The organism is Amycolatopsis sp. NPDC049691 (assembly GCF_040675005.1).
Lineage (GTDB): Bacteria > Actinomycetota > Actinomycetes > Mycobacteriales > Pseudonocardiaceae > Amycolatopsis.
The window spans coordinates 1-23747 of sequence record NZ_JBFANX010000043.1 but is presented as its reverse complement, the minus strand read 5'-3'; the positions used below and the strand labels follow the sequence as shown (position 1 = coordinate 23747).

The 23747-nt window shown below is 71.3% G+C and carries 28 protein-coding genes; 13 read left to right on the top strand and 15 right to left on the bottom strand.

The annotated features are described in order from the left end of the window. Positions 1 to 91 precede the first annotated feature (91 nt). The 3 genes from AB0J40_RS47025 to AB0J40_RS47015 form a co-directional block, all read right to left on the bottom strand. Positions 92 to 1246 carry a ubiquinol-cytochrome c reductase iron-sulfur subunit gene (locus AB0J40_RS47025; protein ID WP_364467116.1) on the bottom strand — a complete coding sequence of 385 codons (1155 nt, stop codon included), beginning with the start codon at positions 1244 to 1246 and terminating at the stop codon, positions 92 to 94. Next, positions 1243 to 2061, bottom strand: a complete 819-nt coding sequence (locus AB0J40_RS47020) for a c-type cytochrome (protein ID WP_364467114.1) — start codon at positions 2059 to 2061, stop codon at positions 1243 to 1245. The genes AB0J40_RS47025 and AB0J40_RS47020 overlap by 4 nt, the downstream gene beginning before the upstream one ends. A 61-nt stretch (positions 2062 to 2122) precedes the next feature. Continuing rightward, positions 2123 to 2746 (bottom strand): heme-copper oxidase subunit III, encoded by a 624-nt coding sequence (locus AB0J40_RS47015; RefSeq protein ID WP_086681061.1) that lies wholly within the window; start codon positions 2744 to 2746, stop codon positions 2123 to 2125. Positions 2747 to 2841: 95 nt separating this feature from the next. Between AB0J40_RS47015 and AB0J40_RS47010 the strand changes: the two genes are divergently transcribed. The 3 genes from AB0J40_RS47010 (at position 2842) to trpD (ending at position 4759) form a co-directional block, all read left to right on the top strand. After that, positions 2842 to 3255 carry a hypothetical protein gene (locus AB0J40_RS47010; protein WP_364467113.1) on the top strand — a complete coding sequence of 138 codons (414 nt, stop codon included), beginning with the start codon at positions 2842 to 2844 and terminating at the stop codon, positions 3253 to 3255. A 62-nt stretch (positions 3256 to 3317) separates the two neighbouring features. Then, entirely contained in the window at positions 3318 to 3719 is a 402-nt protein-coding gene (locus AB0J40_RS47005) for a hypothetical protein (protein ID WP_364467111.1), read from the top strand. Positions 3720 to 3724: 5 nt separating this feature from the next. After that, a complete protein-coding gene (trpD, locus tag AB0J40_RS47000; RefSeq protein ID WP_364467109.1) occupies positions 3725 to 4759 on the top strand; it encodes an anthranilate phosphoribosyltransferase in 1035 nt (344 codons plus the stop codon). A 4-nt stretch (positions 4760 to 4763) separates the two neighbouring features. Here the strand turns inward: trpD and AB0J40_RS46995 are convergent, their stop codons facing one another. Then, positions 4764 to 5717, bottom strand: coding sequence for a helix-turn-helix domain-containing protein (locus AB0J40_RS46995; protein WP_364467118.1), 954 nt, complete (start codon positions 5715 to 5717; stop codon positions 4764 to 4766). Between the two features lie 83 nt (positions 5718 to 5800). Here AB0J40_RS46995 and AB0J40_RS46990 point away from each other — a divergent pair, with 83 nt between their 5' ends. Continuing rightward, entirely contained in the window at positions 5801 to 6733 is a 933-nt protein-coding gene (locus AB0J40_RS46990) for a DMT family transporter (protein WP_364467107.1), read from the top strand. Here the strand turns inward: AB0J40_RS46990 and AB0J40_RS46985 are convergent. Both AB0J40_RS46985 and AB0J40_RS46980 read right to left on the bottom strand, forming a co-directional pair. Then, complete coding sequence (locus tag AB0J40_RS46985) at positions 6681 to 7100, bottom strand: cytochrome c oxidase subunit 4 (protein ID WP_364467105.1); 420 nt, start codon at positions 7098 to 7100, stop codon at positions 6681 to 6683. The two genes, AB0J40_RS46990 and AB0J40_RS46985, sit on opposite strands and share 53 nt — an antisense overlap. A 32-nt stretch (positions 7101 to 7132) precedes the next feature. Beyond that, the gene (locus tag AB0J40_RS46980; RefSeq protein ID WP_364467103.1) at positions 7133 to 8077 is read right to left on the bottom strand and encodes a cytochrome c oxidase subunit II; all 945 of its coding nucleotides are present in this window, start codon (positions 8075 to 8077) and stop codon (positions 7133 to 7135) included. 185 nt (positions 8078 to 8262) lie between these two features. On the opposite strand from AB0J40_RS46980, the gene asnB reads away from it, so the two are divergent. Together asnB and AB0J40_RS46970 are read left to right on the top strand one after the other, a co-directional pair. Then, a complete protein-coding gene (asnB, locus tag AB0J40_RS46975) occupies positions 8263 to 10197 on the top strand; it encodes an asparagine synthase (glutamine-hydrolyzing) (protein ID WP_364467101.1) in 1935 nt (644 codons plus the stop codon). A gap of 57 nt (positions 10198 to 10254) precedes the next feature. Further along, positions 10255 to 10911, top strand: a complete 657-nt coding sequence (locus AB0J40_RS46970; protein ID WP_364467099.1) for an alpha/beta hydrolase — start codon at positions 10255 to 10257, stop codon at positions 10909 to 10911. A 30-nt stretch (positions 10912 to 10941) separates the two neighbouring features. Here the strand turns inward: AB0J40_RS46970 and AB0J40_RS46965 are convergent, their stop codons facing one another. Further along, a complete protein-coding gene (locus AB0J40_RS46965) occupies positions 10942 to 11931 on the bottom strand; it encodes a carbohydrate kinase family protein (RefSeq protein ID WP_364467097.1) in 990 nt (329 codons plus the stop codon). A 148-nt stretch (positions 11932 to 12079) separates the two neighbouring features. On the opposite strand from AB0J40_RS46965, the gene AB0J40_RS46960 reads away from it, so the two are divergent. Beyond that, a complete protein-coding gene (locus AB0J40_RS46960; protein ID WP_364467096.1) occupies positions 12080 to 12250 on the top strand; it encodes a hypothetical protein in 171 nt (56 codons plus the stop codon). 61 nt (positions 12251 to 12311) lie between these two features. Here AB0J40_RS46960 and AB0J40_RS46955 read toward each other — a convergent pair whose 3' ends face one another. Then, on the bottom strand, positions 12312 to 12689 hold the full coding sequence (locus tag AB0J40_RS46955) for an iron-sulfur cluster assembly accessory protein (protein WP_004562664.1): 378 nt from the start codon (positions 12687 to 12689) through the stop codon (positions 12312 to 12314). Positions 12690 to 12835: 146 nt separating this feature from the next. On the opposite strand from AB0J40_RS46955, the gene AB0J40_RS46950 reads away from it, so the two are divergent. Further along, positions 12836 to 13483 carry a DUF3043 domain-containing protein gene (locus AB0J40_RS46950; RefSeq protein ID WP_364467094.1) on the top strand — a complete coding sequence of 216 codons (648 nt, stop codon included), beginning with the start codon at positions 12836 to 12838 and terminating at the stop codon, positions 13481 to 13483. Positions 13484 to 13622: 139 nt separating this feature from the next. Continuing rightward, the gene (locus AB0J40_RS46945; protein WP_364467092.1) at positions 13623 to 14612 is read left to right on the top strand and encodes an aldo/keto reductase family protein; all 990 of its coding nucleotides are present in this window, start codon (positions 13623 to 13625) and stop codon (positions 14610 to 14612) included. On the opposite strand, the gene AB0J40_RS46940 is transcribed toward AB0J40_RS46945, so the two are convergent. Genes AB0J40_RS46940 through AB0J40_RS46930 form a run of 3 tightly spaced genes read right to left on the bottom strand, consistent with a single transcriptional unit; the run spans position 14609 to position 16402 of the window. Further along, positions 14609 to 14821 carry a hypothetical protein gene (locus tag AB0J40_RS46940; protein ID WP_364467090.1) on the bottom strand — a complete coding sequence of 71 codons (213 nt, stop codon included), beginning with the start codon at positions 14819 to 14821 and terminating at the stop codon, positions 14609 to 14611. The two genes, AB0J40_RS46945 and AB0J40_RS46940, sit on opposite strands and share 4 nt — an antisense overlap. Next, on the bottom strand, positions 14814 to 15656 hold the full coding sequence (locus AB0J40_RS46935; protein ID WP_364467088.1) for a phosphoribosylaminoimidazolesuccinocarboxamide synthase: 843 nt from the start codon (positions 15654 to 15656) through the stop codon (positions 14814 to 14816). Before AB0J40_RS46935 ends, AB0J40_RS46940 begins: the two co-directional genes overlap by 8 nt. Beyond that, positions 15653 to 16402, bottom strand: coding sequence for a GntR family transcriptional regulator (locus AB0J40_RS46930; RefSeq protein ID WP_364467085.1), 750 nt, complete (start codon positions 16400 to 16402; stop codon positions 15653 to 15655). The genes AB0J40_RS46935 and AB0J40_RS46930 overlap by 4 nt, the downstream gene beginning before the upstream one ends. A gap of 136 nt (positions 16403 to 16538) precedes the next feature. On the opposite strand from AB0J40_RS46930, the gene AB0J40_RS46925 reads away from it, so the two are divergent. Then, positions 16539 to 16991 carry a hypothetical protein gene (locus tag AB0J40_RS46925; protein WP_364467083.1) on the top strand — a complete coding sequence of 151 codons (453 nt, stop codon included), beginning with the start codon at positions 16539 to 16541 and terminating at the stop codon, positions 16989 to 16991. Here the strand turns inward: AB0J40_RS46925 and AB0J40_RS46920 are convergent, their stop codons facing one another. Continuing rightward, the gene (locus AB0J40_RS46920) at positions 16992 to 17669 is read right to left on the bottom strand and encodes an IspD/TarI family cytidylyltransferase (protein WP_364467081.1); all 678 of its coding nucleotides are present in this window, start codon (positions 17667 to 17669) and stop codon (positions 16992 to 16994) included. It lies immediately after the preceding gene. 243 nt (positions 17670 to 17912) lie between these two features. On the opposite strand from AB0J40_RS46920, the gene cobT reads away from it, so the two are divergent. Continuing rightward, the gene (gene cobT / locus AB0J40_RS46915; protein WP_364467079.1) at positions 17913 to 18989 is read left to right on the top strand and encodes a nicotinate-nucleotide--dimethylbenzimidazole phosphoribosyltransferase; all 1077 of its coding nucleotides are present in this window, start codon (positions 17913 to 17915) and stop codon (positions 18987 to 18989) included. 50 nt (positions 18990 to 19039) lie between these two features. On the opposite strand, the gene AB0J40_RS46910 is transcribed toward cobT, so the two are convergent. After that, the gene (locus AB0J40_RS46910; protein ID WP_364467077.1) at positions 19040 to 20143 is read right to left on the bottom strand and encodes a branched-chain amino acid aminotransferase; all 1104 of its coding nucleotides are present in this window, start codon (positions 20141 to 20143) and stop codon (positions 19040 to 19042) included. 96 nt (positions 20144 to 20239) lie between these two features. Here AB0J40_RS46910 and AB0J40_RS46905 point away from each other — a divergent pair, with 96 nt between their 5' ends. Next, positions 20240 to 20539, top strand: coding sequence for a hypothetical protein (locus tag AB0J40_RS46905; protein ID WP_364467075.1), 300 nt, complete (start codon positions 20240 to 20242; stop codon positions 20537 to 20539). Here the strand turns inward: AB0J40_RS46905 and AB0J40_RS46900 are convergent. Together AB0J40_RS46900 and AB0J40_RS46895 are read right to left on the bottom strand one after the other, a co-directional pair. Beyond that, positions 20496 to 21158 carry a DUF402 domain-containing protein gene (locus AB0J40_RS46900; protein WP_364467073.1) on the bottom strand — a complete coding sequence of 221 codons (663 nt, stop codon included), beginning with the start codon at positions 21156 to 21158 and terminating at the stop codon, positions 20496 to 20498. The genes AB0J40_RS46905 and AB0J40_RS46900 overlap by 44 nt on opposite strands. Further along, a complete protein-coding gene (locus AB0J40_RS46895; protein WP_364467071.1) occupies positions 21151 to 21999 on the bottom strand; it encodes a hypothetical protein in 849 nt (282 codons plus the stop codon). Before AB0J40_RS46895 ends, AB0J40_RS46900 begins: the two co-directional genes overlap by 8 nt. Before the next feature lie 110 nt (positions 22000 to 22109). Here AB0J40_RS46895 and AB0J40_RS46890 point away from each other — a divergent pair, with 110 nt between their 5' ends. After that, on the top strand, positions 22110 to 23609 hold the full coding sequence (locus AB0J40_RS46890; protein ID WP_364467069.1) for a leucyl aminopeptidase: 1500 nt from the start codon (positions 22110 to 22112) through the stop codon (positions 23607 to 23609). Positions 23610 to 23747: the final 138 nt, after the last annotated feature.

Below are 23747 nucleotides of genomic sequence, written 5' to 3'. Positions count from 1 at the left end.
GCCAGGACATACCGCTGGTCGGCGTTGTTCGCGGCGTCGCCCAGCGCCTTCTCGACCGGGCTCGACCCCTTGGTCGGCGTGGTGAGTGAACTCATGACTTACGCTCCCAAAAGGCCGGACCGATGGCCTCGATGAAGTCGCCTCGCGCGATCAAGTATCCCTCTTCGTCCACCGTGATCGGTAGCTGGGCCAGCGGACGGGTCGCCGGGCCGAAGATCGGCTTGGCGTAGTGGAGGGCGTCGAACTGCGACTGGTGGCACGGGCACAGGATGCGGTTGGTCCGCTGCTCGTACAGGGAGGTCGGGCAGCCGACGTGGCTGCAGATCTTCGTGTACGCGTAGAGGTCGCCGAAGTTGAAGTCCTCCTGGCCGGCCCGCTTGACCACCTTGGCGGCGTCGGTCGGGCGGAGGCGGATCAGCATGACCGGGTTGTCGACGCGGGTCAGGGCCGCGGCCAGCAGCTCCGGCTTGCCCTTCTCGGAGTCGCGGTACGGGAAGACCGTCTCCATGGCGCCGGCGTCGAGGTCCTCGGCCTTGACCAGGCTGACCTCTTCGCCCTCCTCCAGCGGCTTGCCGGTGTTGCGGCGCAGGTAGACCTTCTCGCCCGGGAAGTTCGGCTGCCAGCCGGTGTGCCAGAGCGACTGCCGGTTCTCGGTGTCCTTCCAGGGGTTCTTGATGAAGGACGCCAGCGGCAGCGCCGCGGCCGCGAGGCCCAGCGCGCCGGCCCCGGCGATCGCCGAGCGCTTGATCAGCGACCGGCGGGCGATGGTGCTGCGGTTCCCGGCGTCGGCCAAGTGCGCGAGGATCGTCGCGCGGTCGACCTCGGCCGACCCCTCGCCCTGGTTGTCGCTGCGCTGCTGCACCGCGACCTCGGCCGGCACGAACTTCTTCGTGTACAGGATCACGCCGATGCCCAGGCCGAGGATGGCCAGGCCGAGCGTGATGCCCAGCATCGGGGTGTACAGGCTGTACCAGAAGTGGGCGCTCTCGTTGTCGGGCGCCTCGTACTGCCACGGCCACCAGATGAGCGAGACGACGAACCCGATCCCGGCCAGGGCGGACAGCCCGAACCAGAACGCGACCAGGCGCTCGGCCCGCTTCTCCGCGCGGGTGCCCTCCACGGGCCACGGGGTCGGGTACTCGACGATCTCGACACCGTCGAGCTCGCCGCCCAGCTTGAGCAGCTGGTCCCGGTCCATCTCAGCCAGCTCCGCCTCCGTCGGCGGCTTCGGCCCCTCGGCACTCATGCCTTCGATCCAATCCACAACGTCACGCCGATCAGCGCGGCGATCCCGACGATAAAGGCGATCACGCCCTCCGAAGCGGGGCCGACCCCGCCGAGGCCGTTCCCACCCGGGTCATTGTTGCCGTCCGACACCGACTTCACGTAGGCGACGATGTCCTTCTTCTCCTCCGGCGACAGCTGCCGGTCGGAGAACTTCGGCATGTTCTGCGGCCCGGTGAGCATGGCCGTGTAGATCTGCTCTTCGCTGGCCGGGTCCAGGTTCGGCGCGTACTTGCCCGCCGACAGCGCACCGCCGCGGCCGGTGAAGTTGTGGCACGACGCGCAGTTGAGGCGGAACAGCTCGCCACCGCGGGCCGGGTCGGAGCCGCGCAGGGCCTCGCCCTTCTCGGCGGGGCGCTGGACGCCGCCGCCGTGCGCCTGGATGTAGGCGCCGACCGCGTCGATCTCGGCCTCGGTCAGCTTCGGCGGCTTGCGCTCGATCTGCGCCTCCTGGCGCGACGCCGGCATGCGGCCCGAAGAGGTCTGGAAGTACACCGCGGCGTCGCCGATGCCGATCAGGCTCGGCCCGCGGTCCTGCACGCCCTCGAGGTTCGCGCCGTGGCAGGCGATGCAGGTGTTGTTGTAGACCTGCTCGCCGAGGCGCAGCTGCGCCGGCGTGCCCTGGGCCTGCGCGGTCTGCGGCTCCGGGGCGAACACGGCGTACAGGGCGCCGGCGCCCACCAGCGCGATGCCGAGCGCGAGCAGGCCGGCGAACCGCCTCCGCAGCTTCGACCGCGCGCGGTAGCGGCGCTCCGAGGATTTCGTGCTGGTGGTCATCTTGCGGCAACCCTTGCTGTCAGTTCAGGCCGATGGTGAAGGTGGTGGCGGCTGGGCGGACCTACGGAAGGAGGTAGATCACACCGAAGAGGCCGACCCACACGATGTCGACGAAGTGCCAGTAGTAGGACACGACGATCGCCGACGTGGCCTGGGCGGGCGTGAACTTGCTCAGTTTCGTGCGGATGAGCAGGTACACGAAGGCGATGAGCCCGCCGATGACGTGCAGGCCGTGGAACCCGGTGGCGAGGTAGAAGACCGTGCCGAACGGGCCGGACGGGATCGTCATCCCCTCTTCGACCAGGTTGTGGTACTCGTTGGCCTGGCCGCCGACGAAGATGGCGCCCATGATCAACGTGATGATGTACCAGCGGCGCAGGCCGTAGACGTCGCCGCGCTCGGCCGCGAACACGCCGAACTGGCAGGTCAGCGAGGACAGCACGAGGATCACCGTGAACGGGATCGCGTACGCCACGTTGAGGTGGAACTCCTCGCCGTGCAGCGGCGGCGGCCACTGGCCGGACGAGTTCTGCGCCTTGACGGTGAAGAACATCGCGAACAGTCCGGCGAAGAACATCAGCTCGCTGGAAAGCCACACGATGGTGCCGACACTGACCATGTTCGGCCGGTTCAGCGAGTGGACCCGCTGACTGATGGTGGGAGCTGCCGTTGTCACGCGTCGCATTATGTCCTCTCGCGCCGCCGCTCCGCCGGGTGGGTCCACGGCGAGCCGTCTGCGTAACCGATCACACCGGATGCCCGGGAAGGTGAGAGCTACTCATGGGTTTACTCGACCGGCTGCTTGACCTGGTCAAGAAGCGCGAAACCGCCGGTCTGACGCCGGATACGCCCGGTCTGGAGATCGTCGCCGAGGCCTTCGACCCGGTGGTCGCGGACTCGGCCGTCCTCGCCGGTTCACCCGCTTGGGTCAGCACGGCACCGGCCGTCCTGCGGCACCACCTGCTCCTGCCGCCGGACCGGCTGGCCGAAGCGGCGTCGATCCTCGCCCAGGACGGCTATGAGCTGCGAGAACAGTCCGGGGACGGAGATCGCGCACGGGTGCTCGCGGTCCGCGTCCAGGTGCTCGACGCCCTGCACTGCGCCCAGGAACGGTCCCGGATGGCCGGTCTCGCGCAACGATTGGGCGGCGACGCGCTGGGCTGGGACGCGCTCCAGCCGGAGGCGCCCGCGTGATGTCGGTCTCGGCCGATACGATCGCCCCAGACGTGCGGTGACGAGATGGAGGCGGGTCCAACATGGGCGAGTCGATGCGGGTCCTGGTGTTCAGCCACAAGGCGGAGGTGCGCGAGGCGATCGTGAACGCGGTCGGGCGCCGTCCGGCGGCGGACCTGGCGCGCGTGGACTACGTCGAGGCGGCCGGCATCGCGGACGTGCTGGCCGAGGTGGACGCGGGGAACGTCGACCTGGCGATCCTCGACGGCGAGGCGCAGCCGACCGGCGGCATCGGCCTCTGCCGCCAGCTCAAGAGCGAAATCACCGACTGCCCCCCGATCGTGGTCGCGGTGCGGCGCAAGGACGACCGGTGGCTGGCGACGTGGTCGCAGGCGGACGCCGTGCTGGTGCACCCGCTGGACCCGCTGACCGCCGCGGAGACCGTCGCCGACGTGCTGCGACGGGTCCCCGTCGTGAACGGCTGAGCCCGGTGACCACCCCGGTCCCCCGCACCTGGCCGCCGCTGCTCAAGCAGCTCGTCGCGCGCGTCGACCTGTCCGAGGAGGACACGGCGTGGGCGATGGACCAGATGATGAGCGGCGCGGCGAGCCCGGCCCGGATCGCCGGGTTCGCGGTGGCGCTGCGCGCGAAGGGCGAGACGCCGTCGGAGATCGCCGGGATGGCGGCCACGATGCTGGCGCACGCCAAGCGCGTCGAGCTGGACCGCCCGGCGGTCGACATCGTCGGCACCGGTGGCGACGGTTCCAACTCGGTGAACATCTCGACGATGGCGACGATCGTCACGGCGGCGGCGGGCGCGCCCGTGGCCAAGCACGGCAACCGCAGCGCGTCGTCGAAGTCGGGCGCGGCGGACGTCCTGGAAGCACTCGGCGTCACGATCTCGCTGCCGCCCGAAGACGTCCGGCGCAGCCTCACCGAGGTCGGCGTGGGGTTCTTCCTGGCGTCGGCGTTCCACCCGGCGCTGCGGCACGCGGGCCCGGTCCGCGGCGAGCTCGGCATCCCGACGACGTTCAACCTGCTGGGGCCGCTGACCAACCCGGCCCAGCCGGGCAGCGCGCTGATCGGCTGCGCGTACGAGGACAAGACCCACGTGCTGGCCGAGGTGTTCGCCCGCCGCGGCACCACGGCGCTGGTGGTCCGCGGCGACGACGGCCTCGACGAGATCACCACGACGACGACCTCGACGGTGTGGGTGGTCTCGGGCGGAACCGTGACGAAGACGACGTTCGATCCGGTCTCCGTCGGCATCCCGAGGGCGACGGCGGACGACCTGCGCGGCGGCGACGCGGCGGCGAACGCCCAGGTGGTCCGCGAGCTGGTGGGCGGCAAGCCGGGCCCGGTGCGGGACGCGGTCCTGATCAACGCGGCCGCGGCGCTGGCGGCGTTCAGCGGGCTCTCGGGGTCCCTCGAGGACGATCTGCGCGCCGGGCTGGCGAAGGCGGCCGAGGCGATCGATTCCGGGGCCGCGGCGGCCCTGCTGGACCGCTGGATCGCGTTCGCCTGAGCCGTCACCCCCGGAAGGCCGCGCGGTACGAGCTCGGGCTCGTCCCCCGCAAGCGGGTGAACTGGTGCCGCAACGCGGCCGCCGAGGCGTACCCGCACGCCACCGCGATGTCCTCCACCGACAGCCGGCCCTCCTCCAGCAGCGCCTGGGCCCGGTCCAGGCGCCGCTCGGTCAGCCACCGGTGCGGGGTCGTCCCCGTCGCGGCCGAAAAGCGCCGCAGGAACGTCCGCTCCCCCAGCCCGCTCCGGCGGGCCAGCTCCGCCACCGTGAACGGCTGGTCCAGCCGCCGCTCCACCCACTCCAGGGCCTCCGCCACCACCGAGTCGTCCGGGGCGGCCGGGACCGGCGCCTGGACGAACTGCGCCTGACCGCCCGCCCGGAACGGCGCGGCCACCATCCGGCGGGCCAGGGTCGTCGCCGCGGTGACGCCCCGGAGCCGGCGCACCAGGTGCAGGCACAGGTCCACCGCCGCCACCGTGCCCGCGCTCGTCAGGATCCCGCCGTCGTCGGCGTACAGCGCCTGGGTGTCCACCATCGCCGCCGGGAAGCGCTCGCGGAACTCCGCCTCGTACACCCAGTGGACCGTGCAGCGGCGGCCGTCCAGCAGGCCCGCGTAGCCCAGCGTGAACACGCCCGCGCAGAACCCCGCCACCCACGCGCCCCGCGCCGCCGCGTCGCGCAGGACGTCCAGCACCTCCGACGGCGGTGGCGCCGTCCGCGGCGCGCACGTCGGCACGATCAGCAGGTCCGCCGCCGCCGCGAAGTCCAGGTCGCGCAGGCCGGACAGGCCGAAGCCCGACCAGCTGGCCACCTGCTCGCCCGCGGGCGAGCAGACCCCGAACTCCCAGCCCTCGATGCCGTCGGCGCTGCGGTCGGTGCCGAAGACCTCGCACGCGACGCCCAGCTCGAAAGGGGAAACGTAGTCGGCGAGCACCACCGCGACCCGGTTGACGTCCATGCCGGCCAGCATGTCACAAGTTTTGCGGCCATTGTCATCTCTGACACTGGTTGATCGACGTCCGCCGGACGAACCTGGACGCCATGACGAACTCCGAAACCCGCCCGCTACTCCAGTGGTCCGCGGCGATGGCGATGTCCGGCACGATCGGCGCCGTCGTCCTCGAGAGCGGCGCGGCCGCTCCCGCCGTCGCCTTCGCCCGCTGCTTCGTCGGCGGGGCGCTCCTGGTGATCTGGTGCTTCGCGCGCGGCTGGCTGCCGGCGTGGCGGCCCTCGAAGCGCGACCTCGGGCTGGCCGTCCTCGGCGGGCTGTTCCTGGTCGGGAACTGGGTGCTGCTGTTCGCGTCCTACGCGCTGTCGTCGATCTCGGTCAGCACGGTCGTCTACCACACGCAGCCGCTGATCCTGGTCGGCCTGGCGGCGGCGTTCCTCGGCGAGAAGGTGGCGAAGAGCCACCTGGTCCGGGCCGCGATCGCGTTCGGCGGCGTCGCGCTGATCTCACTGTCCGCGCACGGTGAGGACGGCAAGCCCGTGCAGCTGGCGGGGATCGGGCTGGCGCTCGGCGCGGCCCTGCTCTACGCCGGCGCGTCCTTCGTCGCGAAGCAGCTGAAGCACATCCGCCCGCACCTGCTCGCGGCCGTCCAGACGACGGTGGGCGCGCTCGTGCTGGCCCCCGTGCTGCTCATCACACCGCTGCCGGCCACGACGCACGGGCTGCTCTGGCTGGTGCTGCTCGGCACCGTCCACACGGCACTGATGTACGTGCTGATGTACGCGAGCATCGGCAAGCTGCCGACCACGACGGTGGCGCTGCTGTCCTACCTGTACCCGGTGGTCGCGGTGCTGGTGGACGTCGCCTTCTACGGCCACCGCCCGACCTGGCCGGAGGCACTGGGGATGCTCGCGGTACTGGCCGCGGCGCTGAGTCCTCAGCGCCGCGGCCAGTCGAAGAAGGAACCGCGGGTCAGTCGTGCGACGGACCCGTGTGGTACTCGAACACCAGCCCGCCGATCGTGATGAGCAGCGCGACCAGCGCGATGACGAGCAGCCAGATGTGGAAGAACGCCAGGCCCAGCGCGGCGAGGGCGGCGGTGGCGGCCATCCCGACCGGCCAGTAGCTGCCCGGGCTGAAGAAGCCCAGCTCGCCGGCGCCGTCGCTGATCTCGGCGTCCTCGCGGTCCTCCGGGCGCGGTTCGATGCGGCGGGCGACGAACTGCATGTAGCTGCCCGCGAGGAACGCGAGGCCACCGGTGAGGAACAGCGCGACGATGCCGACCGGCTCGGCCCCGTGGGTCGCGGCCAGCGCGGTCCACACCCAGTACACGACCGCCATGAACACGGCGAAGATCGCCACGATGAAGAAGATGCGGGCTTCGACCTTCATGGGTCTTTCCTACTCCCTGTGTGACGACGCCGTCAGTTGGACGCGGTCCGCGCCGTGCGGTCGGTGTTGAACGGCTGGGTGGTCACCGCGTGCGGGGTGCACAGCTCGCCGCAGTTCATCTTCGCCAGCGCTTCGGACGCGGTGAACGTCTGGCCGGTGGCCGGGTTCACCTGCTTGCGCAGCGCGATGTACTGGTCGTACTTGTCCGGCGACAGCGCGCGGACCTCGAAGTTCATCACCGAGTGGTACGTGCCGCAGAGCTCCGCGCACCGGCCGACGAAGGAGCCTTCGCGGTCGATCGTGTTCTGGAAGGAGCTGTCCTGGTTGTTCTTGTCCGGGTTCGGCATGACGTCCCGCTTGAAGTGGAACTCCGGCACCCAGAAGGAGTGGATGACGTCGGTGGAGATCAGGTCGTACTGGATGACCTTGCCGACCGGGAGTACCAGCAGCGGGATCTCGCCGGACGAGCCGACCGTGCTGACCTGGCCGCTGCCGTCGGGCTTCGCCGCGTTGGCGTCCTCGTACTTGAACTCCCAGTTCCACTGGAAGGCCACGACCTGGACCTTGACGTCCGGGTTCGGCACCTTGTCCAGGACCTTCGACTCCGTCGTCGCGGTGAAGAAGAACAGGACGCAGACCATGATCGTCGGGACGACGACCGTGAACAGCTCGAGCGGGATGTTGTACTGGAACTGGCGGGGCAGTTCCTCCGGCTCGCCGTCGGCCGTCTTCTTTTTGCGGTGGAACGCCGCGGTCCAGAAGATCAGGGCCCACACGATGGCGCCGACGACCAGCGCGGCCACCACGGTCCAGGTCCACAGCGTGCGCATCTGGTCGGCCTGGCGCGTGACGCCCACCGGCCAGCCGAACCGCAGGATCTCGTCGCCGGAGCAGCCCGTCGCGGTCAGCGCGACCAGCACGGCCAGCGCGGCGACGCGCACGGTCCGCTTCCCCAGGGTGCGCTTGGGTTGTCCCACTGCGCCTCGCCCTTTCACCCAGAGCCTCCTACGACCGATCTTTGTGACAGCCGGACTCTAGCCGAGTTGGCCCATCCCGCTGACCAAGGGGTAACCATCGACGCGCGTGTTACGCGCCACGGCGGCCCCGGCATACTGGGGCCTTCCCCCAGCCCGGTGAGAACTCCGAAGGTGTGTGAGTACCCGTGTGCGGCCTGCTTGGACTGATCTGCGCGACCGAGACCGGCGCGGCGAACGCGCGTGACGCCGTCGGCGCGGCCATGCGCTGCCAGCGCCACCGCGGCCCCGACGAGCAGGACACCTGGGCCGACGCCGAGGTCGTCTACGGCTTCAACCGGCTCGCCTTCATCGACGTCGAGCACGCCCACCAGCCGTTGGTCTGGGGCCCGCCGGAGGCGCCGGGCCGGTACACGATGAACTTCAACGGCGAGATCTACAACTACCTGGAGCTGCGGGCGGAGCTCGCGGAGAAGCACGGCGCGAAGTTCGAGACCGAGGGTGACGGCGAGGCCATCGTCGCCGGCTTCCACTACCTCGGCGCCGACTGGGTGAAGCGCCTGCGCGGCATGTTCGCCTTCATGATCTGGGACTCCCAGGAGAAGAAGGTCTTCGGCGCGCGCGACCCGTTCGGGATCAAGCCGCTGTTCTACTCGGCGGGCCCCGGTGGCGTGGCGTTCTCCAGCGAGAAGAAGAGCCTGCTGGAGCTGTCGGACACCCTCGGCGTCGCGCAGGAGCTGGACCGCAAGGCCCTCCAGCACTACCTGGTCCTGCAGTACGTGCCCGAGCCCGAGTCGCTGCACACCGCGATCCGCCGCGTCGAGTCCGGGACCTCGTTCGAGGTGGCACCCGGCGGTGAGGTGAAGTTCACGCGCTACTTCCACCCGCAGTTCAGCGCGAAGCCGGTCAACGGGCCGGCCGAGGCCGAAGAGCTGTACCAGCGGATCGCCGATGTGATGCGCGACTCGGTCGGCAAGCACATGATTTCGGACCCCGACGTCACCGTGGGTGCCTTCCTGTCGGGCGGCATCGACTCCACGGCCACCGCGACGCTGGCCAAGGAGCACAACCCGAACCTGATCGCGTTCACCACCGGGTTCGAGCGCGAGGGCTACTCCGAGGTCGACGTCGCCGCCGAGTCGGCCGCCGCGATCGGCGTGAAGCACGTGGTCCGGACGGTGTCGGCGGACGAGATGATGGAGGTCCTGCCGCTCATCGTCTGGTACCTCGACGACCCGGTGGCCGACCCGGCGCTGGTCCCGCTGTGGTTCATCGCCCGCGAGGCCCGCAAGCACGTCAAGGCGGTGCTGTCCGGCGAGGGCGCGGACGAGCTGTTCGGCGGCTACACGATCTACAACGAGCCGATCTCGCTGGCGCCGTTCGAGAAGATCCCGGGCGGCATGCGCAAGCTGATCGGCAAGGTCTCGACGAAGATCCCCGAGGGCACCCGCGGCAAGGACCTGCTGCGCCGCGGCGCGCTGCCGCTGGAGGACCGCTACTACGGCAACGCCCGCAACTTCCGCGACGACCAGCTGCGCAACGTGTTGAAGAGCTACCAGGAGGGCGTCGGCTTCAAGGACGTCACGGCGCCTTGGTACGAGGTCTCGCGCGGCTGGGACCCGGTCGCCCGCATGCAGCACGTCGACCTCTACACGTGGCTGCGCGGCGACATCCTGGTCAAGGCCGACAAGGTGACCATGGCGAACTCGCTGGAACTGCGGGTGCCGTTCCTCGACGCCGAGGTGTTCAAGGTCGCGGCGTCGATCCCGCTGGACCAGAAGCTGGCCCACGGCACGACGAAGTACGCGCTGCGCCAGGCCCTGGCCAAGATCATCCCGGCGCACGTGCTCAACCGCCGCAAGCTCGGCTTCCCGGTCCCGATCCGGCTGTGGCTGCGCAACGAGATGTACGACTGGGCCAAGGGGATCATCAACGACTCGAAGACCGACGAGCTGCTGGACAAGAAGGCGATCCTGGCGCTGCTGGAGGAGCACAAGGCGGGCCAGCTGGACCGCAGCCGCCAGCTGTGGGCGCTGATCGTGTTCATGCTGTGGCACGGCATCTTCGTCGAGCACCGTATCAAGCCCGAGGTCCCGGAGCCGGTGTACCCGGTCAAGCTCTGAGCGAACTCCCCGTCGAAGCCACCCTGCGTCCGTAGGGTGGCTTCGACGCTTCCGGGGGTGGTCGAAGTGGAATTCGTGCTGGTGCACGGGACAACGCAGGGGCCCGGGGGCTGGGCGCTGCTGGAGCGGGCGCTGGCCGGCCACCGGACGTTCCCGGTCGACCTCCTCGACGGCGGCGGAACCGGCTTCCCCGCGCTGGTGCGCCGGCAGCTGCCGGCGCTGACGCGCCCGGTGGTCGTCGCCCATTCCGGCGCCGGGGTGCTGCTCCCGGCGATCGGCGCGGCGCTCGGCGCGTCGCGGCTGGTGTGGGTGGGCGCCTACATCCCGGACTTCGCGGGCGGCCGGAGCTTGGCCGACGAAGCGGTGTCGGCGGTCCACCCGGAGTGGATCGGCGTCGACCCGACCCGGGACGTGGCGCTGGCCGACCGGTTCCTCTTCCACGACTGCGACGCCGCGACGCGGGCCTGGGCGCACGGGACGCTGCGGCTGTTCCACCCGCCCTCGCTGGCCACCCGGCCTGCGGGACCGGCGCCGACGATCCCGTCGACGGTCGTGGTGCCCACCGCCGACCGCACGCTCCGGCCGGACTGGATGGCCGGCGCCGCGCGGGAACGCCTGGGCGTCGAGCCGGTCCTGGTCGATGCCGGGCACTGCCCGCACGTGTCCCGCCCGGCCGAGCTGGCCCGGCTGCTCGTGAGCGGGAAACAGGGTTAGAACACTGCTTCCCGCTCACGACCGCGTGCGTCAGGCGGGCAGGACCGCCGAGATCTCCTCCGCCGCGTCCGGGCCGAAGGCCTCGCCGATGCGGGCCAGGGCGTCGGCGCGGTCGAACGTCCACTCCTGCGTGCCGACCGTCTCCAGGACCAGCACCGCGATCAGCGAACCCAGCTGGGCCGCGCGCTCGACGTTCAGGCCGCCGTCGAGGCCGGCCAGGAAGCCCGCGCGGAAGCCGTCGCCGACGCCCGTCGGGTCGGCCTTCGCGCGCTCGGGAACGGCGCCGATCTGCAGGGCCACGCCGTCCTTGCCGACGATCTCGACGCCCTTCTCGCCCAGCGTCGTGATCCGCAGGCCGACCTGGTCGAGGACGTCGGCCTCGGTCCAGCCGGTCTTCTGGAGCAGCAGCTCCCACTCGTAGTCGTTGCTGAACAGGTACTTCGCGCCGGCCACGAACGCGCGGGCCTGCTCACCGGTCATCCGGGCCAGCTGCTGCGACGGGTCGACGGCGAACGCGTACCCGCGCTGACGGCACTCCTCGGCGTGGCGGACCATGCCCTCGGGGTCGTCCGGGCTGATCAGCACCAGGCTCAGCTCGCCGGCGCGCTCGGCGATCGGCTGGAGCTCGATGTTGCGGGACTCGGCCATCGCGCCGGCGTAGAACGTCGCGATCTGGCAGAGGTCCTCGTCGGTCGTGCAGACGAACCGCGCGGTGTGCGCGACCTCCGACACGTGCACGCCGGACGTGTCGACGCCGTGGCGCTCCAGCCAGGAGCGGTAGTCCGCGAAGTCGGCGCCCACGGCGCCCACGAGCACCGGCTGCACGCCGAGCACCCCGAGGCCGAAGGCGATGTTCGCGCCGATGCCGCCGCGCCGGACCACGAGGTCGTCGGCGAGGAAGCTCAGCGAGACCCGGTGCAGCTGCTCGGCGACCAGCTGCTCCGCGAACCTGCCCGGGAAATGCATGAGGTGGTCGGTTGCGATACTGCCGGACACCGCGATCCTGGCCCTGTCTGCCACCGGCTGCTCCTTTGTGCTCGACCTCACGGCAAAAGGCGCGAAGTTACCCCCGGGTCATGACCCAACCGGGTAGTTCGCGCGTGCCCAGCCGACACTACCGGCTGGTACTCCTTCTCCAGTCGAGAGCGGATCAATAGCGTTACGAATCGTGAACGCCGTCACCGAACCCGAGACCCTGTCCGAGCTGATCGCCGACTGCGCGCTCATCCCGGCGACACTGCAGGCCGAGAGCCGTCCGCCCGCCCCCGTCACGGCCCGGCCGTGGGCGGTCGACGAGGCGTGCCACGCCCAGGTCGCCGAGCTCGACGCCTACGTGTAGTCCGCAGCGACGAAGAAGGCCCCGCCTCCCTTCCGGGAAGCGGGGCCTTTCTCACGCTGACTCAGTGGAACGAGTCGCCGCAGGCGCAGGAGCCGGTGGCGTTCGGGTTGTCGATCGTGAAGCCCTGCTTCTCGATCGTGTCCACGAAGTCGATGACGGCTTCCGACACGTACGGCGCGCTCATCCGGTCGACGGCGACCTTGAGGCCGTCGAAGTCGCGGAACAGGTCGCCGTCGAGCGTGCGCTCGTCGAAGAACAGCTGGTAGCGCAGGCCCGCACAGCCACCGGGCTGAACGGCGATGCGCAGGTGCATGTCGTCGCGGCCCTCCTGCTCGAGCAGGGCCTTCGCCTTGGAAGCCGCGGCGTCGGTCAACGTGACGCCGTGGGTCTCCTCGGCGGTCTCGGCCTGCGTCGCGCCGGCGTGCTCAGCGGTCGTCATGGCACTCCCTCTAAGTTCGAACTCGCTGCGGATACTCCTCGTGCTGACGTCTTCAACACCCGGAGCGTCCGATCTGTTCCCCCACCATGGTCGCACATCAATCGACCTGGTGAACGGCGGCGTGACGCCTGCAATACCCTGGTGAGGTGAGGTTCCTGCGCCGAAGCACCACAGACACCGCCGCCGAAGAGCCGGAGACGACCGACGCCGTCGACGTCGGCGGCAAGGCGTACACGCCCGGTAAGGGCAAGGCCACGCCGAAGCGCCGCGAGGCGGAGGCCAAGCGCCGCGGCCCGGTGGCACCGCCGCCGACCACGATGCGCGAGGCGATGAAGCGCAACAAGGAACTGCGCAAGTCGAACCCGCAGACGAAGGAAGACCGCCGCGCGGCGGCCAAGCTCCGCCGCGACCGCATGATGGCGGGCGACGACAAGTACCTGCTCCCCCGCGACCGCGGGCCGGTCAAGGCGTACGTCCGCGACCTGGTGGACACGCGGCGCAACCTGCTGGGCCTGTTCATGCCGCTGGCGATCCTGGTCTTCCTGGCGCTGCTGGTGCCGATGCCCCAGGTCCAGTCGTACATCACGCTGCTGTGCACCGCGATGCTGCTGGTGATGGCGATCGAGGGCTTCGTGAACGGACGCAAGATCGCGAAGCTGGCGCGGGAGAAGTTCCCGAAGGAAGCGGTGAGCGGCCGGTCGATCGGGTGGTACGCGTTCGTGCGGGCGTCCCAGATCCGGCGGCTGCGGGTCCCCAAGCCGCGGCTGAAGCCGGGGGACCCGATCCCCAACTGAGCTGGTTTCGAGAAGCCGGGTGGAGCGATGCTCGACCCGGCTTCTTGCTGTCCGAGACCCGGCACTCGGGGAGCCGGCGAGGCTGGAGTCACTCCAGGATCGTTAGCAAAGCAAACGATTACCGCCTAAGCTCGCACCCATGGAGTTTCGTCGTCTCGGCCGCAGTGGCCTCAACGTCAGTGAGATCTCGTACGGGAACTGGCTCACCCACGGTTCCCAGGTCGAGGAGGACCAGGCGCACGCCTGCATCAAAGCCGCGCTCGACGCGGGCATAACGACGTTCGACACCGCCGACGTCTACGCGAACACCGCCGCCGAATCGGTCCTGGGCCGCGGCCTGAAGGGCCAGCGGCGGGAAAGCCTCGAGATCTTCACCAAGGTCTTCTGGCCCACCGGTCCCAAGGGCCCCAACGACAAGGGCCTGTCCCGCAAGCACATCATGGAGTCGGCCAACGCCTCGCTGCAGCGGCTCGGCACCGACTACGTCGACCTCTACCAGGCACACCGGTTCGACCGGACCGTCCCGCTCGAAGAGACCATGCTCGCCTTCGCCGACCTCGTCCGGCAGGGCAAGGTGCTCTACGTCGGCGTCTCCGAGTGGACCGCCGAGCAGATCAGCCGCGGGGCCGCCCTCGCCCGGGAGCTGAAGATCCCCTTCGTCTCCAACCAGCCGCAGTACAACATGCTGTGGCGCGTCATCGAGGACCAGGTCATCCCCACCTCGGAACGCGAAGGCCTCAGCCAGATCGTCTGGTCGCCGATCGCGCAGGGCGTCCTCACCGGCAAGTACAAGCCCGGCCAGGACTACCCCGCCGGCTCTCGCGCCACCGACGAGAAGGGCGGCGCCAACATGGTCGCCCGCTTCCTCGACGACAACATCCTCAAGCGCGTCGCCGAGCTGGAGCCGCTGGCCAAGCAGGCCGATCTGAGTCTCGCCCAGCTCGCCATCGCCTGGGTGCTGCAGAACCCGAACGTCGCCTCGGCGATCATCGGGGCTTCGCGCCCGGAACAGGTGCACGAGAACGTCAAGGCCGCCGGCAAGAAGCTCGACGCCGACCTGCTCAAGGCCATCGACGACGTGCTCGGCGACGTCGTCGAGCGCGACGCGAGCCTGACCAAGAGCCCCTAGTCCTGGTTGATCCGGCCCTGGAACGGCACGTCGAACTCGACGGCGTCTTCCGGGGCCAGCCGGGGCCGCAGCCCGAACCCGCGCAGGAGGCGGCTGGCACCCGCCAGCCGGTCGCCTCCTCGCCCGGGCAGCCGCGCCGGCTCGAGGCCGTGCGAAACCAGCAGCGTCTCGACTTCGTCGATCAGCTTGTACGGGTCGTACTCACCCACGGACCCAGGTCTTCCCGGTGATCCGCTCGTAGACCTCCGTGTAGCGCCGCCGCGTCTGCTCGACGATCTCCGCGGGGATCTCCGGCCCGGGCGGCGTCTTGTCCCAGCCGGTCGTCAGCGACCAGTCGCGGACGAACTGCTTGTCGAACGCGTGCTGCGGACGGCCCGGCTCCCACTCGTCGGCCGGCCAGAACCGCGACGAGTCCGACGTCAGGACCTCGTCGCCGAGGGTCAGCGTGCCGTCGGCGTCGAACCCGAACTCCAGCTTCGTGTCCGCGATGACCACGCCCTGTTCCGCAGCGTGCTCCGCGCCCTTCGTGTAGATCTCCAGCGTCAGCTCGCGAAGCCGCTTCGCGGTGTCTTCGCCGATCTCGTTCAGGACCTCGTCGAAGGTCATGAACTCGTCGTGGCCGGTGTCGGAGATCTTCGTCGTCGGCGTGAAGATCGGTTCCGGGAGCTTGTCGCCCTCGACCAGGCCCGGCGGCAGCGCGACGCCGGAGATCTTGCCGTCGCGCTGGTACTCGCGCAGGCCCAGGCCGGCCAGGTAGCCGCGCGCGATGCACTCGACCTGGACCATCTTCAGCGGCTTGCAGCGCATCGCGCGGCCGGCGAACTCCTCCGGCACGTCGGTGGTCGACACCACGTGGTTCGGGACCACGCCGGCCATCCGCTCGAACCACCACGCGGACAGCTGGTTGAGCAGCGCACCCTTGTCCGGGATCGGCGTCGGCAGCGAGACGTCGTAGACCGAGACGCGGTCGGACGCGACGAGCAGGATGTCCCCGCCGTCGAGTTCGTACAGGTCACGGACCTTGCCCGCGTGGATGTGCTTCATTCGCCGTCCTCAGTCGTGTACTCGTAGAAAACCCAGTGGTCGGGCAAGGCGGCGGACTCACCGTACTCGACGACCGTCCCGTCGGCCGCCAGGAAGGTGCTCCGGCCGAGCAGCACCGGCGACCCGGCCGGCAGCCCCAGCTCGGCCGCCTCCTCCTCGCCCGCGCGGCCCGCCGCGTGCCGTTCCTGCGTCGTCGCGATCTTCGTGCCCAGGCGCGCGGCCGCGTGGGCCGACGTGCCTTCGACGATCCGCTCGGGCACCAGCAGCGCCGGCGCCTTGGCCGACAGCGCGCCGTCGAACCACGACGTCGACGTCGACAGCGGCCGCGAATCCGGCCCGTAGGTCGTACGGCGCCGCCGGATCGCCGGGGCGCCCTCCTCCAAGCCCAGCGCGGCCGCGGCGCGCTCGGACGCCGGTTCGAGGCCGGCCGAGCGGATCACCGCGAAGTGGCCGGGCGGGTAGATCCGGCCCGTGCGCGCCGAAGCGGTGGTGCGGTCGCGGGCCGTACGGTGCAGGCCGCCGCGGTCGACGACCGTGCCGACCCCGCGCACCGGCCGCACGAGGCCCTGCGAACGGAGGGTGGCGAGGACCTTCGTGGCCGTCGCCATGGCGACGGCCCACGTGCGCGCGATCTCGCGGGCGGACGGCACCGCGTCGCCCTCCTGCAGCCGGCCGGACAGGATGTCGTCACGGATCCGGCCCGCGATCTGCAGGTACGGCGGCTCAGGACGGTCGAGGGTGGGCAAGGCGGCTCCTCACAGGGATTACGCACAAGTGTTCTAGCACGCCGGGGTGTCTCCCACAAAGACCTGTTCAGAACCACCCAGGTGTACTAGTACACGTGCTGGACTGCGCTCTAGTACGCAAGTTACCCTCGAAAGTGTGTCCCCGCCCACACCTCACACCGGCTCCAGCGGCCAGGGCCTCGAGGAACTCCTCGAGGAGCTCCGGCGCCGCAAGTGGGTGCTGCACCTGTTCGGCGGCCGCGAGGCCCCGGAGATCTACGCGGCCGTGTACCGGTGGCCGACCTGCGCGGACGTCATCGTCCTGCGGGACGAGCACCGGGCGAGCGCCTACCGCGTGCCCCTGTTCCCGGGCACCGACGTGTTCAGCCCGAAGGTGGTCACGTGGCAGTACCACGCCACCCCGGTCTGGACGCTGCGGGCGGTGCTCACCCTCGCGGAGCCCGGCACCCCGGGCGCACCGCTGCAGGCACTGCGGCCACAGCCGGAGTGCCACATCCCGCCGGAACTGCGCCACGACGTGACGATCCGGCCGACGGGCACCGCGGAACCGAGGGAAGGGGACGACGGCGGGCCGCCCGCCTGCGCCTAGTCAGCGGGCGAGCAGCCGCTCCGCGACCACCAGGTCGTGGGGGTAGGTGATCTTGAGGTTCTCGGGAGCGCCCGGGACCCAGCGGATCGGCAGGGAGGAGAACCGCTCCATGCAGGACGAAGTGTCCGTACCCACGAAGCCCTCGCGCTCGGCCTGTTCGTAGGCCTCGAGCAGCGGTCCGGCCCGGAAGCCCTGAGGCGTCTGGACTCGGATCGCGCCGGGCACCTGGGCGACCAGGTGCCCGGCATCCACTCCGACGACGTCGTCGGCGGCCAGGCCCGGCACAGCCCCCCCGTCCTCGCGTGTCCGGGTCAGTACCGTGCCGATCAGCTCGGAGTGGACCAGCGGCCGGGCCGCGTCGTGCAGCAGCACGGCGTCGACCCGGCCGCCTCTGATTCTCGGGGCGAGGTGACGCAGGGCGTTGAGCTCGGAGGCTTGGCGCGTGTCCCCACCGTGCACGATTTCGACGTCGTCGCCGGCCACCTCGTCGGCGAGTGCGCGGTCCTGCGGCCGGATCACCAGCACCAGCACGCCGATGCCGGGGGTGCGCCTGAAGGCCTCGAGCGACCAGGCGACGACCCGGCGCCCGGCCAGGGGCAGGTAGACCTTGTTCAGCTTCGCGCCGACGCGGGTCCCCGCGCCGCTGGCCAGCACCACCGCGGCCGCCGTCGTCTCCACGAGCGGCGAGACTACCGGGGACGCCGCCGACCGCCGGGGACTGCCGCGCGCGCCGCCGCGCTGGCGGGCGAGCACCGGCTGCCGGCCGCCGCTCGCCCGCCGGCGGGGGCATTGCCGGGACGAACCACGCGAACCCCCGCAACCGACCCGCGCCCTCCGCGCCGCACGGGCGGGCGCCGCCGCCGGTTTCCGCGCTGCCGGTAGGTTGGCCCCAGCGTTGCCGTGGACGAGAAAGGGCCTGGTGTGGAGCCGGACAGCATCGAGTTCCCCGAGATCACCCCGCCCGACGACCACGCCCGGTCCGACGCCATCGCGCTGCACGGCAAGCTGGTCAAGCCCGCCGGGTCGCTCGGCAGGCTCGAAGAGCTGGGCGTCTGGATCGCGGCCTGCCAGGGCCAGTCGCCGCCGCGGCCGTTCACCCGCCCGCGCGTGATCGTCTTCGCCGGTGACCACGGGATCGCCGCCAAGGGCGTGTCCGCCTATCCCACCGAGGTCACCGGGCAGCTGCTCGGCACGATGCTGACCGGCGGTGCCGCGATCAACGTGCTGGCCGCCGCCGCGGGCGCGAGCGTCCGCGTGGTCGACATGGCCGTGGACACCGAAGCCCCGGCGACCCGCTCGATCGGCGAGTTCAAGGTCCGCCGCGGCTCCGGCTCCATCGACGTCGAGGACGCCCTGAGCGCCGACGAGGCGAAGAAGGCGATCCGCGCCGGGATCGCGATCGCCGACGCGGAGGTCGACGGCGGCGCCGACCTGCTCATCCCCGGCGACCTCGGGATCGGCAACAGCACCCCGGCGTCGGTGCTGGTGGCCGCGCTGACCGGCACCGAGCCGGTCGCGGTGGTCGGCCGCGGCTCCGGCATCGACGACGACGCCTGGATGCGCAAGGCGGCCGCGGTGCGCGACGCGCTGCGCCGGGCCCGCGCGGTCCTGGCCGACCCGGTCGCCCTGCTGCGCACGACGGCGGGCGCGGACATCGCCGCGATGGCCGGGTTCCTGGCGCAGGCCGCGGCCCGCCGGACGCCGGTCGTGCTCGACGGGCTCGTCGCGTGCGCCGCGGCCCTGGTCGCCGAGGACCTCGCGCCGGGCGCGCGCCGCTGGTGGGTCGCCGGGCAGCGGACGGCCGAACCCGCGCACGCCCTGGCCCTGGAACACCTGGACCTGGGCCCGCTGCTGGAACTCGACGTCCGCCTCGGCGAAGGCACCGGCGCGGTGACGGCGCTGCCCCTGCTGACGATGGCCGCCCGCGTCCTCGCCGAGACCGCGACGCACGAGCAGGCCGGCGTCTCCGGCCCGGTCATCCCCGCCACCGCGACCTGAGCACGCGAAAAGGGCCCCGCACGCGAGGTGCGGGGCCCTTTTTCGCGGGGTCAGGCGAGCGGGACCATCCAGTGGTCGACGTCGGGGCGGGTGCCTTCCTGGATGCCGGTCAGCTCTTCACGCAGCTTCATCGTGAGTGCACCCGGCTGCCCGTCGGCGATCGTGAACTCGCCGTTCGCGTGCTTGACGTGCCCGACCGGCGTGATCACCGCCGCCGTGCCGCACGCGAACGTCTCGGTCAACTCGCCCGAGGCGGCCGCCTTCTCCCACTCGTCGGTGGAGATCCGGCGCTCCTCGGCCTTGTACCCGAGCCGCGAAGCCAGCTGCAGCAACGACTTGCGCGTCACGCCGGGCAGCAGCGAGCCGGTCAGCTCGGGCGTGACCACCCGGGCGTTCTCGCCGGAGCCGAAGACGAAGAACAGGTTCATGCCGCCCATCTCCTCGACCCAGCGCCGCTCGACCGCGTCGAGCCAGACCACCTGGTCGCAGCCCTTTTCGACGGCCTGCGCCTGCGCGACGAACGACGCCGCGTAGTTGCCCGCGCACTTCGCCGCGCCGGTGCCGCCGGGCGCCGCGCGCACGTACTCCGTCGACAGCCAGACGCTCACCGGCTTCACGCCGCCGGAGAAGTACGAGCCCGCCGGGGACGCGATGACCGTGTACACGTAGTCGGCGGCCGGGCTGTTGACGCCGAGCCCGGTGGACGTCGAGATCATGAACGGCCGCAGGTAGAGGGAATCACCCTGGCGGGTGGGCACCCACCGCCCGTCGACGGCGATGAGCTCCCGCAGCGACTCGACGAAGACGTCCTCCGGCAGCTGCGGCATGGCGAGCCGCTCGGCCGACTGCCGGAACCGCGCGGCGTTGGCGTCCGGGCGGAACGACGCGATCGTGCCGTCCGGCTGGCGGTAGGCCTTGAGCCCCTCGAAGATGGCCTGGCCGTAGTGCAGCACCGACGTCGCCGGGTCGAGGGTGAACGGGGCGTAGGGGCCGACCTGGGCGTCGTGCCAGCCCTCGGCCTTCGACCACTTGACGGTCACCATGTGGTCGGTGAAGTACACCCCGAATCCGGGCTTCTCGAGTACCTCCGCGACACGGTCCGCGCTCGCAGGACTCGGGTGCGGGACATGGGCGAACTGCGTCGTGGTCGTCATGGTTAGACGATACCGCTTGGTCGGAGGCGCGTTAGTCGGAAGTCCCACTGTTCCGGGTCGCCCGCGCCCACGCCACCGAGACTCTAGGATGACGGCGTGAGCTACTCCACGCAGCCGGCGCCCCGGCCCAAGACCGGCGGGGCCGACGTCAAGACGTTCGTCACCGCGGTGCTGCTGACCTTCGGCGTCGGCCTGCTCGGCATGGTCGGCTGGGCCGTGCTCAGCAGCGGCTTCGGCGGTTTCCTCGGCCTGGTCGGCGGCGTGTTCGCCATCGTGTGGTGGCGGAGCATCCACGGCAAGCAGGTGTTCCCGAAGGTGATTCCGACGAAGTCGGTCGTCATCCTCGCGGTCGTCAACGCGGTGCTGGCGCTGATCCTTCTCCTGATCGCGGGCTGAGCTCCGCCGGCAGCTCCGGCGCCGGCCAGCCGGCGTCCGGGCGGAAGTCGGTGTCCGTGCCGTCGAACGGGTAGGCGCCGCGCTCGGCCAGCGCACCGATCCGCTCGCCTTCCGCGCGCAGCCGATCGAACTGCTCGAGCGTCAGGCGGCCGACTTCCAGTGCGGCCTCGGCCTCGTCCTCGTCGTCCCAGCGCCAGCTGCCGTCGCGCTCGACGACGACGTCGAGCACGCCGTCGATCCGGTCGACCGCGGCCGCCGTGCGGCCCAGCGGGATCTCCAGGTTGACGTACCAGTTCTTGAACCGGCCTTCGAGGTCGAAGAACCACCAGACCGACGACCACTCGTCTTCGGGGATGCGGCGCAGCGTCGACGCGCCGTGCCAGAGGTCCGGCACCGCCACGCGCGGGATGCGGAACCGCTGGTCCAGCGGGGCGTCGCGCATCAGGCGGCCGTCGGCGAGCCTGCTGCCGACGATCGGCGTGCCCGCCGGGAGCCAGGCCCGCAGGACGCGGCCGTCGTCTTCGAGGACGCGCAGCGGGTGGACCTGGCCGATCGAGCCGTCGGGGCGGTGGAAGCGTTCGACCACCGTCTCCCCCGGCCGCCAGCGTCGATCACTCACGCGACCCACTGTACCTGCGCGCGCGTACGCCCAGTAGCAGCTCGATCACGGCCGCCAGCCCGGCCGCGACGAGCACGGGCAGCGCCGGCAGGAAGTACGCGGCCACCGCGGCGACGGCGATCCCGGCGAGGCCGCGCATCCCCAGGCGCTCGCGGACCTCGGCGCCGGCGGCGAGGGCGGGCACCACGGTCGCGACCACCGCGACGACCGTGAGCAGCGGCTGCAGGGAATCCGCGTCGGCGGCGGAAAGCAGGTCGCGCACCGACGTCAGCGACAGCCCGAGCCGGACGGCGCCGAGCTGGTAGAGCGCGGCGAAAGCGGCCAGCGCCGCGACGGCGCCGAGCAGCAGCACCCGCCACCCGGCGTAGGCACGTCCGCCCGGTCGCAGGAAGGGCAGGAACACCACCGCGGCGACGAGCACGCCCGCGAAGTCCGGCGGCCGCGGCCCACCGCCCGCGGTCGCCACCGGCGGCACGGCCACGCACACGGCGACCAGAACGACCCCGGCGACGAGCAACAGCACACCCGCGACGCGTACGACGAAGGTCGGGATCTTCAGCCCGGCGAACCCCGCGCCGGCGACCACCACGACGAACGCCGCGGCCGCGGGTTCGCGGTGCGCCGGGAAGACGTAGGCGCCGAACGCGATCGCGTACACCGTCACCTCGGCCAGCCGGGCGACCACCACGACGACCCGGTCGACCAGGGCTTCCCCCGGTTCCGGGACCCCCGCCGTCACGCCCGCGGCGAGCGCCGCCAGCACCAGCCCGGCCGGCAGCCACCAGCCCGCGCCCGCCGCCGCGGCCGCCAGCGCCACCAGCAGCCCACCGCCCAGCCGCACGCGGCCCCTCCTCGCCCTCTGTTCACCCCTGCTTCCGTCGTCATTAGCATGGCTCACGATCCCGACCGGGCCGGCGCCCGGTACCACCGCGAACGCGCGAGGAGCCAGAAGTGACCGTGCCTAAGCTCGCCCTGTCCGACAACACCGGGGAGGCACTGGCCAAGACGCGCGCCGACGTGGTCGTCATCGGCACCCTGGCCGGCGAGGACGGCCCGCTTCTCGCCGACGGCGCCGCCGCCGTCGACGCCGCCTTCGACGGCCGCCTGGCCGGCCTGCTCGCCACCCTCGGCGCGAGCGGCAAGGCCGAAGAGGTCGTCAAGATCCCGACGCTGGGCAAGCTCCCGGCCGGTGTCGTGCTCGCCGTCGGCCTGGGCAAGGCCGGCGACGGCGTCACCCCCGAGCAGGTCCGCCGCGCCGCGGGCGCCGCCGGCCGCGCGCTGGCCGGCACCGACCGCGCGCTCGTGACGCTGTCCGAGCTCGACCTGCAGGCCGCCGTCGAGGGGACGATCCTCGGCTCCTACGTCTTCACCGCCTACCGCTCGGAGAAGGGTGACGCGCCGGTCGCGAAGGTCGACTTCGCGAGCCCGTCCGGCGGCACCGCCCGCGAGCACAAGGCCACGCTGAAGGCGGCCGGCTCCATCGCCGAGGCCGTCCTCACCGCCCGCGACCTCATCAACACCCCGCCGAACGACCTCTACCCGGCCTCCTTCGCCGACCGCGCGAAGAAGCTGGCCGAGGACAACGGCCTCGAGTTCGAGGTCCTCGACGAGAAGGCGTTGAAGCGCAAGGGCTTCGGCGGCATCCTCGGCGTCGGCGGCGGCTCCTCCCGCCCGCCGCGGCTGCTGCGTCTCGCCTACAAGCCGGCCAAGGCCGCCAAGAAGGTCGCCCTCGTCGGCAAGGGCATCACGTTCGACTCGGGCGGCATCTCGCTCAAGCCCGCCGCGAACATGGACCACATGACCTCGGACATGTCCGGCGCCGCCGGCGTGCTCGCCTCGGTCGTGCTGGCCGCGAAGCTCAAGTACCCCCTGGAAGTCGTCGCGCACATCCCGCTGGCGGAGAACCTGCCGTCCGGGACGTCGTACCGCCCGGGCGACGTGCTGACCATGTACGGCGGCAAGACCGTCGAGGTCCTCAACACCGACGCCGAGGGCCGGCTCGTCCTGGTGGACGCGATGGTCCGCGCGGCCGAGGAGAACCCGGACTACCTGATCGAGACCTCCACGCTGACCGGCGCCCAGGTCGTCGCGCTCGGCAACCGCACCGCCGGCGTCATGGGCTCGGACGACTTCCGCGACCGCGTCGCCGCGATCATGCAGGCCACCGGCGAGAACGGCTGGCCGATGCCGCTGCCGGAGGAGCTGCGCGCCGACCTCGACTCGCGCCTGGCCGACCTGGCCAACGTGACCGGCCACCGCTGGGGCGGCATGCTCGCCGCCGGCATCTTCCTGCGCGAGTTCGTCGCCGACGGCCTCGACTGGGTCCACATCGACATCGCGGGCCCGTCGTTCAACACCGGTTCCCCGTGGGGCTACACCGGCAAGGGCGGCACGGGCGTCCCGGTGCGGACGATCGCCGCGGTCCTGGCGGACATCGCCGCCAACGGCTGAGCCCTCCCGCAGTCCGTCGTGAGTGAGAAACAGGGTTCTAACCCTGTTCTTGCCGAGCCGCAGCGTGAACAGCAGGAACAGCGGGACGACGATCAGCGAGAGCGCCGCGAGCTGCCAGTCGAGCAGGATCAACGCGAC

Coding starts and splice junctions, on each gene's coding strand:
- AB0J40_RS47010 (WP_364467113.1), top strand. CDS start 2,842: ATGGGTTTACTCGACCGGCTGCTTGACCTGGTCAAGAAGCGCGAAACC.
- AB0J40_RS46995 (WP_364467118.1), bottom strand. CDS start 5,717: ATGGACGTCAACCGGGTCGCGGTGGTGCTCGCCGACTACGTTTCCCCT.
- AB0J40_RS47005 (WP_364467111.1), top strand. CDS start 3,318: ATGGGCGAGTCGATGCGGGTCCTGGTGTTCAGCCACAAGGCGGAGGTG.
- AB0J40_RS47015 (WP_086681061.1), bottom strand. CDS start 2,746: ATGCGACGCGTGACAACGGCAGCTCCCACCATCAGTCAGCGGGTCCAC.
- AB0J40_RS46955 (WP_004562664.1), bottom strand. CDS start 12,689: ATGACGACCGCTGAGCACGCCGGCGCGACGCAGGCCGAGACCGCCGAG.
- AB0J40_RS46990 (WP_364467107.1), top strand. CDS start 5,801: ATGACGAACTCCGAAACCCGCCCGCTACTCCAGTGGTCCGCGGCGATG.
- AB0J40_RS47020 (WP_364467114.1), bottom strand. CDS start 2,061: ATGACCACCAGCACGAAATCCTCGGAGCGCCGCTACCGCGCGCGGTCG.
- AB0J40_RS47025 (WP_364467116.1), bottom strand. CDS start 1,246: ATGAGTGCCGAGGGGCCGAAGCCGCCGACGGAGGCGGAGCTGGCTGAG.
- AB0J40_RS46935 (WP_364467088.1), bottom strand. CDS start 15,656: ATGAAGCACATCCACGCGGGCAAGGTCCGTGACCTGTACGAACTCGAC.
- AB0J40_RS46910 (WP_364467077.1), bottom strand. CDS start 20,143: ATGACGACCACGACGCAGTTCGCCCATGTCCCGCACCCGAGTCCTGCG.
- AB0J40_RS46985 (WP_364467105.1), bottom strand. CDS start 7,100: ATGAAGGTCGAAGCCCGCATCTTCTTCATCGTGGCGATCTTCGCCGTG.
- AB0J40_RS46945 (WP_364467092.1), top strand. CDS start 13,623: ATGGAGTTTCGTCGTCTCGGCCGCAGTGGCCTCAACGTCAGTGAGATC.